Consider the following 9,141-nt stretch of genomic DNA (forward strand, 5'->3'; position numbering starts at 1 on the left):
GCGCGAGGGCGAACATGCTGCGAACCGTTTCCCGTTTCCTCGGACTGCCGTTCTTCAGCCGGGCGCTCGGGCTCGTGGTGATGGCGGCGGGCTTCGTGCAGCTCTGCTACGACGGTGCCCGCTCCATCGCCAATAATGGCCTGCGGGTGACGAGCCTCGCCGAACTGATCCAGTCCCTGCCGCAGGAGCGGATCACCGCCCTGGGGGCCACGATCCGGAAGGCGGCGCCCTGGGCGGAAACGGTTCTGCTGACCCCGCTCGGCCTCGTCCCGGCGGCCCTGTTCGGGCTCGGTCTCGGGGCGGTGCTGGTCTGGCTCGGCCAGCCGCCGCGGGAGCCGATCGGGTTCCTGACGCGGCCGTAAGGCGTTCTCAGATCCCCCAATACGGCGCCGCGTTGTAGTAGCGGTGGACGTGCTCTTCCCAGGCGCGCTCGTCCTCCGGGTCGCCGCCCTCCGGCGAGCGGGCGGGCGCGTCGCGCAACTGCGCCTCGGTGATGTCGACGACGTAGGCGTCGAGACCGGTGTCGTATCGCAGCACCGCCCAGGGCAGCGTGAAATACGCCTCGCCCATGCCGAGAAAGCCGCCGAAGCTCATCACCGCATAGGCGACGCGGCCCGAGCGCTTGTCGAGCATCAGCCGCTCGATGCGGCCGACCTTGCTCCCGTCGGTCCGGCGCACCTCGGTGCCGATGACGCGATCGCTGGCGATCAGGCTGCGGGGCGGGGGCGCCGCATCGGCCGCAGCTTCGGAACGAACCGGATCCATGGCGAACATCCTGCAACGTTGTTACAGCTTGCCATAAAAAACGCCCATGCGGCCGGGCACGTTCCGGCCAGTCCTGCCCCTGCTCTTGCCGCCCCTTGCCCCATCCCGCCCCGCCATCCCGGACGAGCCACCGCGCATGCCGCTGACCCGCCTGACACTCCCTGCCCTCGCGCTTGCCCTTCCGGCGCTGCTGAGCCCGGCCGCGGCGCAGGACCGCGGCAGCGTCAACCCGAAGCCGCTGCCGCCGCTCGCCAACCCGAACGATCCTTCGACGCCGGCCAAGGCCCTGTTCGGCCGCGTCACCGGCCCGGCCAGCGGCCCGGCGCGGCCGTTCGGCTCCTACGCCAAGGGCTGCTTCTCCGGCGGCGAGGCGCTGGCCCTCGACGGTGCGACCTGGCAGGTGATGCGGCCCTCCCGCAACCGGATGTGGGGCACGCCCCATCTCGTGGACTTCATCGAGCGGCTCGCGGCCCGCGCACCGCAGGCCGGCTGGCCGGGGCTTCTCGTCGGCGACATGTCGCAGCCCCGCGGCGGGCCGATGCTCACCGGCCACGCCTCGCACCAGCTCGGCCTCGACGTGGACGTCTGGCTCACGCCGATGCCGGACCACCGCATGACCCGAGCCGAGCGCGAGGAGACCTCGGCCACCGACATGGTGCGCTCGGACCGGCTCGACATCGACCCCGACGTCTGGACGCGCCAGCATACCGCGCTGATCCGCATGACGGCCAAGCAGCCGGAGGTGGCGCGGATCTTCGTGAACGCGGCGATCAAGAAGGCCCTGTGCCGCGAGGCGGGCGGGGATCGCGGCTGGCTCACCAAGGTGCGCCCGATGTACGGACACAACTACCACTACCATATCCGCCTCGCCTGCCCGGCCGGCGACGGCGCCTGCGACGACCAGGCGCCCCCGCCCTCCGGCGACGGCTGCGGCTCCGAACTCGATTACTGGTTCAGCGCGGCGGTGCTGAACCCGCCCAAGCCCAAGACCCCGCCGAAACCCCGCCCGCCGATGACGCTCGCGGGCCTGCCCGACGCCTGCCGGGCGGTGCTGCACGCGCGGTAGAAGTCGCCTACTTCTCGTGGTGTCCGGCCGAGAGCCGGTCGGTCAGCGCCATCAGCAGGCCGGACACCACGAACACCATGTGGATGCCGACCAGCCAGTACAGGTCGCGGTCGCTGTAGTTCTTCAGGTCGAGGAACGACTTCAGAAGCTGGATCGCCGAGATCGCGACGATGGAGGAGATCAGCTTCAGTTTGAGCCCGCTGAAGTCGATCGTGCCCATCCAGGTGGGCCAGTCCTTGTGGTCGGTGTGATCGAACTTCGAGACGAAATTCTCATACCCTGAGAAGATCACGATGATCAGCAGCGAGCCGGTGAAGGTCAGATCGACGAGCGCGAGAACGGAGAGGATGGTCTGCGACTCGGTCGATTCGAACGCGTGCGTGACGACGTGGCCGAGTTCCAGCAGCAGCCGGACCAGGAGGACGACGAGCGCGATCGTCAGCGCGGCGTAGAACGGCGCCAGCAGCCACCGGCAGGCGAAGAGAAAGCGTTCGAAGCCACGTTCCAGCATTGTCTCTCGATCCCGGCCATCCGAGGGGCCGGGATTTGGCATGGGCGCAACGGCCCCGCAAGACGGTCAAGCTTGGGCCAGCCTTGCCGGGGCCGGGCGCAGACTCACTCCGCCGCGACGCCGACGCCGACGGGGCAGGACACGCCGGTGCCGCCGAGCCCGCAATAACCGCCGGGATTCTTGGCGAGGTATTGCTGGTGGTACTCTTCCGCGAAGGAGAAGGTCTCGAGCGGCACGATCTCCGTCGTGATCGGCCCGTAGCCCCGCGCGTCGAGCGCCTGCGCGTAGGAATCGCGCACCGCCCGCGCCGTCGCGGCCTGGGCCTCGCTGCCCGTGTAGATGCCGGAGCGGTACTGGGTGCCGACATCGTTGCCCTGGCGATACCCTTGCGTCGGGTTGTGGCTCTCGAAAAAGGTCTTGAGCACGGCCTCCAGCGGCAGAACGGCGGGGTCATAGGCGACCAGGACGACCTCGTTGTGGCCCGTGAGGCCGGAGCAGACCTCCTCGTAGGTCGGGTTGGGCGTGGTGCCCCCGGCATAGCCCACGGCGGTGACATGGATGCCCCGGGGCAATTCCCAGAATTTGCGCTCGGCGCCCCAGAAGCAGCCGAGCCCGAGCACGATCGTCTCGACGCCCTCCGGATAGGGTCCCTTCAGGGCATTGCCGTTGACGAAATGGCGCTCGGCGGTCGGCAGGGGATGCGGCCGGCCGGGCAGCACTTCGGACGGGGCCGGCATCTCGGGCCGTTTGCGGAACAGTAGCATCGCAGTTTCCTCTGGTGGTTGCAGGGCGTGGCGCGTTGTCGGCGCGCCGGTGTGCATCCCGCTCGATTTCGCTTGATATGGTCATCGCCGTCTGCTTTGGCGACAGGGTCAGGTGAGGCCGCGCCCTCGGCGGCTCCGGCCGTGCTCTTCGCGCCTGGGGAACGATCGGGAACAGATGGAGCCCGGCGACGACTGGCAACTGACGGAGCGGGTTCGGGCCAGCGTCCGTTCCGGCAAGGGCGATCCCTTCGCGGCGGCCGTGCGGGCCACGCGCATGGCGATGATCATCACGGATCCGCGCCGGCTCGACAATCCGATCATCTACGCCAACGACGCGTTCCTGCGGCTCACCGGGTACACGCGGCTGGAGGTGACGGGCCGCAATTGCCGCTTCCTGCAGGGGCCCGGCACCGATTTCGACGCGGTGGCGCGGATCCGTGCCGCGATCGATGCCGAGCGGGACGTGCATGAAGAGCTTCTCAACTACCGCAAGGACGGCTCGACCTTCCACAACGCGCTGTATATCAGCCCCGTCCACGACGAGGACGGCACGCTGCTGTTCTACTTCGCCTCGCAGTTCGACGTGAGCGAGCGCCACGCGCTCGCCGCCGAGCGCGACCGGACGCAGGTAGCCCTCGACGCGAACGACCTGTTGCTGCGCGAGATCGGGCATCGCGCCCGCAACGATCTCCAGATGATCTCGGCCATGCTGACGCTTCAGAGCGGCAACAGCGCCGATCCGGCGGTTCGCGCGGCGCTCGGCGAGGCGATCGGGCGCATCGATGCGCTCAGCACGCTCTATCGCCAGTCCGCCCCGACGGAAGAGAGTGCGGGCCACGATCTCGCCGATCTCGTCCGCGAGATCGCCGAGACCCTGGTCGAGGCCTCGGGCCGGAGCGACATTGCGCTTGCGCTCGATCTGGCGCCGCTCCGCGTCCGGCCCGAGGCGGCGGGACCGCTCGCACTCATCGTCAACGAGGTTGTCTCCAACGCCGTCCGCCTCGCGTTCCCGTCCCGGGCAGGACGGCTGACCGTTCGCATCGCCCGTGATGGGGCGGACGTCACGGTGGCGGTGGAGGATGACGGGATCGGTCTGAGCGCGGCGGGCGGCGGGAGCTTCGAGGCGACGCTGATCGACGTTCTGAGCCGGCAGGTCGGCGGTACGATCCGCGTCCGGCCGCGCGATCCGGCGGGCACCGCCGTCGAACTCCGCTTTCCGGCCGAGCGCATCGGGGCCTGAGCCCCAGGCTCCGCCGGGACGTCAGTGCCGGTCGTCCGGGGCCGGCGGCAGGGGCAGGACATCGATGCCTTCCTCGACCAGCGCCCGCGCCTCCTTCGGGCTGGCCTCGCCGTAGATCGGGCGCCCTTCCGCATCACCGTAATGGATCGCCCGCGCCTCGTCGGCGAAGCGGTCGCCGACATGCTCGGCGGTCGACACGACGTGCTCGCGCACGGCCCGCAGCAGGGCGCGCAACTGTCGCTCCGGCTCGGCGGCGAGCATCGGCATCGGCATCGGCACTTCGGCTGGCGCCGCCGGAACCGGAAGCTGCGGCGTGGGCGCCTCGGCCCGGCCACGGTCGGTGCGCGCCACGGCCGGGGCCATCGGTGCCTTGGCGACTCTGGCCGAGTCGCAGAACGGACAGGTGACGAGGCCGCGGGCCGATTGCTCGTCATAGGCCGTGTTGGAGGGAAACCAGCTCTCGAACCGGTGTCCCGAATCGCAGGCGAGAGTGAAAAGGATCATGACCCTTAGAGCATCGTCCTGGATACCGGATCCGGGACGATGCTCTATCCTCTTATTTTTGCATCATCCCGAAAGCCGGAAGCCACCTTTCGGGATGATGCTGAGATGGGATGGCTTCAAGCGCGGCGCACGCGGAAGCTGCGCGCGTGGGACAGGGCGGGAATGCGGGCGCGCGCATCCGCGACCCGCGCGAGGTCGATTTCGGCGAGGATGATGCCCGGCGCCTCGCCCTCGGCCTCGGCGAGGATGCGGCCCCAGGGATCGACGATGAGCGAGTGGCCGAAGGTCTCGCGTCCGTCCTCGTGCCGACCCCCTTGCGCCGCCGAGATCATGAAGGAGCCGGTCTCGATGGCCCGCGCCCGCTGCAGGATGTGCCAGTGCGCCTCGCCGGTCTGGCGGGTGAAGCAGGCCGGCGCGGTCATCACCGTGGCGCCCGCCTCGGCGAGTGCCCGGTAGAGGGCGGGAAAGCGGATGTCGTAGCAGATCGTCAGGCCGAGGCTGGCGAGCGGCGTCTGCGCGACGACGGCGCAGTCGCCGCCCGAATAGGTCGCCGATTCGCGCCAGCTCTCACCGTTGGGGAGATCGACATCGTAGAGATGGAGCTTGTCGTAAGCCGCTTGGATCTCGCCCGCGGCGTCGATCAGAAAGGCGCGGTTGGCGATCTTCTCGCCCTCGCGGATCGCCAGCGATCCGATCTGTAGAATGATCTGTTCCGCCCGCGCGACTTCGCGGAGGGCAGTGAGCGTGGCGTCGCTCTCCTGCGGCCCGACCTTTTCGAACAGGGCGGTGCGGTCGCGCTCGATCAGCGAGGTCGTCTCGGGCGTCTGCACATAGGCGGCACCCCGGCGAGCCGCCTCGCGCACCGCCTGCACGGCGGCCTCGCGGTTGACGGCCGGATCGCGCCCACCGCGCATCTGCACGCAGGCGGCGATGAAGGGCTTGTGTTCGGACAGGTCCGTCATGCCGCGAGCAGCGGATCGAGATCGCCGGCCCGCTCCAGCGCGTAGAGGTCGTCGCAGCCGCCGACATGCCGGTCGCCGACGAAGATCTGCGGCACCGACGTGCGCCCGCCGGCCCGCTGGACCATGGTCGCGCGGGCGCCCGACGTCTTCTCCACGTCGATCTCGTTGAAGGACACGCCTTTTTCGCGCAGCAGGCTCTTGGCCGCCGAGCAATAGGGGCACCAGGCGGTGGTGTAGATCGTGACCGGCTGCATAGGTCCGTCGCGTGCCCGAGTGGGGAGATGCGACGCATATAGGCGAGCCGCGAGGATCTTCCTACTGCGGCCGGGACACAGAGCCGGACGATCGCTGCGCCGGCTCTCCGCTCAGGCGGCCTGAGTGCCTCTCACGAAACGCCCGCCGCGCTGTCATCGCCGAAGCAAGAACGGTCTGGGACCGGGAGTTCTGCGAAGCGCTCTCAGGCGGCCAGCAGCTTCTCGACCTCGTTGACGAGGTCGCGCAGGTGGAAGGGCTTCGAGAGCACCTTCGCATCCTTCGGCGCCTTCGAGTCCGGGTTCAGCGCCACCGCGGCAAAGCCCGTGATGAACATCACCTTGATGTCGGGATCGAGTTCGGTGGCGCGGCGCGCCAGCTCGATCCCGTCCATCTCCGGCATGACGATGTCGGTCAGGAGAAGCTCGAACGGCTCCTCGCGCAGGCGATTATAGGCGGACAGGCCGTTGTCGAAGGACAGCACGTCGTAGCCGGCGTTCTGGAGCGCCTTGGCCAGAAACCGACGCATGTCGTTGTCGTCTTCCGCGAGCAGGATCTTCATCGAACGGCGTCCCGGTGCCCATGCGCCTTGGAGTGTCTCAGGAAACGCCGGTCGCTACCATGCCGCTTGAGGGCATGACAGCGCCGCCGGCGCTTTGCGAGAGATGCTCGGTGGGTGTTCATTTCATAAAGCGTCGGCTTGGTAAACAGAGCGTTAAACGCGCCCGGTGTCGCGACGCACCCGACAATCGCAAGGCGCCGTCCCGCTCTCTCCCGACTCTGTGCGGCGCATGGTGGACAGGGCGGACGAGGCGCCGCAAAGTGGCGCCATGTCCCTTCCGTGCCACGCTCAGGCCCCCGCGTCTCGATGAGCCCTTCACAGCCAGACGGAGCCGAGGCGTTCGATCCACCCTTCGCCGTGGACGAGCCGGCGCAGCACGCGATTCCCTTCGTGTTCAACACGCCGCATTCCGGCGCGCATTACCCGGACTCGTTCCTCGCGGCCTCCCGGCTCGACGCGCTGGCCCTGCGCCGCTCGGAGGATGCCCATGTCGACCGCCTGTTCGCTGCGGTCGTCGGCCTCGGCGCGCCCTTGATGCGGGCGAACTTCCCGCGCGCCTATCTCGACGTGAACCGCGAGCCCTACGAGCTCGACCCCCGGATGTTCGCCGGCCGTCTGCCGTCCTTCGCCAACACCCGCTCGATGCGGGTGGCCGGGGGGCTGGGCACGGTGCCGCGCATCGTCGCCGACGGACAGGAGATCTACCGGGAGCGGCTGCCGGTGGAGGAGGCGGTGCGGCGCATCGAGACGCTCTACAAGCCGTATCACCGAACCCTGCGCGGCTTGATCCATCGCACGGCACGGACCTTCGGCCGGTCCTTCCTGATCGATTGCCACTCGATGCCGTCATCGAGTCTCGGACGCGATGAGAGCGCCCAGGCCGATTTCGTGCTCGGCGACCGCTTCGGCACGGCCTGCCTGCCCTCACTGGTCGATGGGTTCGAGAGCCGGCTGAGGGCTCTCGGCTACAAGGTGGTGCGCAACAAGCCCTATGCCGGCGGCTTCATCACCGAGCATTACGGCGAACCCGGTCTCGGGCGGCATGCGCTGCAGATCGAGATCAACCGGGCGCTCTACATGAATGAGCAGTCGCTGGCGCTGACGGCCGGCTTCGTGACTCTTGCGGACCATCTCGCCGAGGTCATCGCCGGGGTCGCCGCCGAGACGGTCGAGCTGCCGTCCCACCGCATCGCAGCAGAGTAAAACCGGATCGGAACGCTGCTTCCAGGCGTCCCGAAGACACGCATCAGACAAAAAAAGGCCGCCCCGAAGGACGGCCCGAAGTCTAGGGAGGAAACGCCCAAGAAGGGCTGCGGGACCGCGACGCCATCGCGATCTCGCAATGCAAAAATCGCATCGCGCCGCACAAATCGCAAGGGCGCCGATCCCGTTTCCACATGTGCGCTGCGCATATCGATCCGACATGCGCGCATGGAACCGAATCAGTTCTCGCCGAGGAGCGCGCGGATCTCCGCTTTCAGGGCGTCGGCCAGGTCCGGCCGCTCCAGGCCGTAGGCGAGGTTGGCGGTGAGGAAGCCGATCTTGGAGCCGGTGTCGTAGGTGCGCCCATCGAAGCGCATCCCAAAAAACTTCTGCTGTTCGGCCAGCCGGATCATCGCGTCGGTGAGCTGGATCTCGCCGCCCGCGCCGGTCTCGCCCCGCTCCAGAATCGAAAAAATCTCGGGCTGGAGGATGTAGCGGCCGGAGATGATGTAGTTCGAGGGTGCGGTGCCCTGCTTGGGCTTCTCGACCATGCCGGTGATCTCGAAGGTCTGGCCGAAGGTCTCGCCGACGGCGACAATGCCGTACTGGTGGGTCTCCTCGGGCTTCACCTCCTCGACGGCGATGACGTTGCCGCCATGCTGCTCGTAGGCCTTCAGCATCTGGCCCATGCAGCCGCGGCTCAGCATGTCGGGCAGCAGCACGGCGAAGGGCTCGTCGCCGACGATCTCGCGGGCGCACCACACGGCGTGGCCGAGGCCCAGCGGCGCCTGCTGCCGGGTGAAGCTGGTCTGGCCGGCCTTGGGCAGATCCTTCTTCAGCGCCTCGTAGGCCTCTTGCTTGCCGCGCTCCTGCAGCATGTGGTCCAATTCGAACGCGATATCGAAGTGATCCTCGATCACCGCCTTGCCGCGGCCGGTCACGAAGATGAAGTGCTCGATGCCGGCCTCGCGGGCTTCATCGACGACATGCTGGACGACCGGGCGGTCGACGACGGTGAGCATCTCCTTCGGAACGGCCTTGGTGGCCGGCAGGAAGCGCGTGCCGAGACCCGCGACGGGAAGGACGGCCTTACGAATTCGTTTCATGTGGCGGGACCCGTTTTTTGGCGTTTGTCGGGGCGAGCCCTGATCGACAATGGATCAAATAGCACGCAGACCGCCGCTAACAGCCCCGCTTGGGTTAGGATTGGCAGGATTTCGTCATAAAACGTAGCTGACGTTTCGGCCGACGGCCGGCGAAGACGGATCAGGGGTGGGCGATGGCGGTTCTGGTCACGGGCGGCGCGGGCTAT

At 68.3% G+C, this 9,141-nt stretch carries 13 protein-coding genes; 4 read left to right on the plus strand and 9 right to left on the minus strand.

Features of this window, described 5'->3' with window-relative positions; all coding sequences use genetic code 11:
* The first annotated feature begins 14 nt into the window (after positions 1-14).
* On the plus strand, positions 15-362 hold the full coding sequence (locus tag E4V01_RS14295) for a hypothetical protein (RefSeq protein WP_060770648.1): 348 nt from the start codon (positions 15-17) through the stop codon (positions 360-362).
* A 7-nt stretch (positions 363-369) separates the two neighbouring features.
* Here the strand turns inward: E4V01_RS14295 and E4V01_RS14300 are convergent, their stop codons facing one another.
* Positions 370-765 carry a PRC-barrel domain-containing protein gene (locus E4V01_RS14300; protein WP_135298793.1) on the minus strand — a complete coding sequence of 132 codons (396 nt, stop codon included), beginning with the start codon at positions 763-765 and terminating at the stop codon, positions 370-372.
* Positions 766-901: 136 nt separating this feature from the next.
* On the opposite strand from E4V01_RS14300, the gene mepA reads away from it, so the two are divergent.
* On the plus strand, positions 902-1,831 hold the full coding sequence (gene mepA, locus E4V01_RS14305; RefSeq protein ID WP_135298794.1) for a penicillin-insensitive murein endopeptidase: 930 nt from the start codon (positions 902-904) through the stop codon (positions 1,829-1,831).
* Between the two features lie 7 nt (positions 1,832-1,838).
* Here mepA and E4V01_RS14310 read toward each other — a convergent pair whose 3' ends face one another.
* Positions 1,839-2,342, minus strand: coding sequence for a TIGR00645 family protein (locus E4V01_RS14310; protein WP_060770646.1), 504 nt, complete (start codon positions 2,340-2,342; stop codon positions 1,839-1,841).
* 104 nt (positions 2,343-2,446) lie between these two features.
* Positions 2,447-3,106 carry a peptide-methionine (S)-S-oxide reductase MsrA gene (gene msrA, locus E4V01_RS14315; protein WP_135298795.1) on the minus strand — a complete coding sequence of 220 codons (660 nt, stop codon included), beginning with the start codon at positions 3,104-3,106 and terminating at the stop codon, positions 2,447-2,449.
* Between the two features lie 175 nt (positions 3,107-3,281).
* Between msrA and E4V01_RS14320 the strand changes: the two genes are divergently transcribed.
* A complete protein-coding gene (locus E4V01_RS14320; RefSeq protein ID WP_135298796.1) occupies positions 3,282-4,346 on the plus strand; it encodes a PAS domain-containing protein in 1,065 nt (354 codons plus the stop codon).
* Positions 4,347-4,367: 21 nt separating this feature from the next.
* On the opposite strand, the gene E4V01_RS14325 is transcribed toward E4V01_RS14320, so the two are convergent.
* From E4V01_RS14325 to cpdR, 4 genes are all read right to left on the minus strand, one after another.
* Complete coding sequence (locus E4V01_RS14325) at positions 4,368-4,850, minus strand: DUF1178 family protein (protein WP_135298797.1); 483 nt, start codon at positions 4,848-4,850, stop codon at positions 4,368-4,370.
* A gap of 116 nt (positions 4,851-4,966) precedes the next feature.
* The gene (locus E4V01_RS14330) at positions 4,967-5,812 is read right to left on the minus strand and encodes a carbon-nitrogen hydrolase family protein (protein WP_135298798.1); all 846 of its coding nucleotides are present in this window, start codon (positions 5,810-5,812) and stop codon (positions 4,967-4,969) included.
* Positions 5,809-6,066 carry a glutaredoxin 3 gene (gene grxC, locus E4V01_RS14335; protein ID WP_060770641.1) on the minus strand — a complete coding sequence of 86 codons (258 nt, stop codon included), beginning with the start codon at positions 6,064-6,066 and terminating at the stop codon, positions 5,809-5,811. The genes E4V01_RS14330 and grxC overlap by 4 nt, the downstream gene beginning before the upstream one ends.
* Positions 6,067-6,269: 203 nt before the next feature.
* Complete coding sequence (gene cpdR, locus E4V01_RS14340; protein ID WP_003603128.1) at positions 6,270-6,626, minus strand: cell cycle two-component system response regulator CpdR; 357 nt, start codon at positions 6,624-6,626, stop codon at positions 6,270-6,272.
* A 306-nt stretch (positions 6,627-6,932) separates the two neighbouring features.
* On the opposite strand from cpdR, the gene E4V01_RS14345 reads away from it, so the two are divergent.
* A complete protein-coding gene (locus E4V01_RS14345; RefSeq protein WP_060770640.1) occupies positions 6,933-7,829 on the plus strand; it encodes an N-formylglutamate amidohydrolase in 897 nt (298 codons plus the stop codon).
* A 239-nt stretch (positions 7,830-8,068) separates the two neighbouring features.
* Here the strand turns inward: E4V01_RS14345 and galU are convergent, their stop codons facing one another.
* Both galU and E4V01_RS26000 read right to left on the minus strand, forming a co-directional pair.
* Positions 8,069-8,935 carry a UTP--glucose-1-phosphate uridylyltransferase GalU gene (gene galU / locus E4V01_RS14350; protein WP_060770639.1) on the minus strand — a complete coding sequence of 289 codons (867 nt, stop codon included), beginning with the start codon at positions 8,933-8,935 and terminating at the stop codon, positions 8,069-8,071.
* Positions 8,932-9,141: hypothetical protein (locus E4V01_RS26000; RefSeq protein WP_210234749.1), on the minus strand; the 210-nt coding region annotated here is incomplete at its 5' end. The genes E4V01_RS26000 and galU, both read right to left, overlap by 4 nt.

This window comes from Methylorubrum sp. Q1 (assembly GCF_004683995.1).
GTDB lineage: Bacteria > Pseudomonadota > Alphaproteobacteria > Rhizobiales > Beijerinckiaceae > Methylobacterium.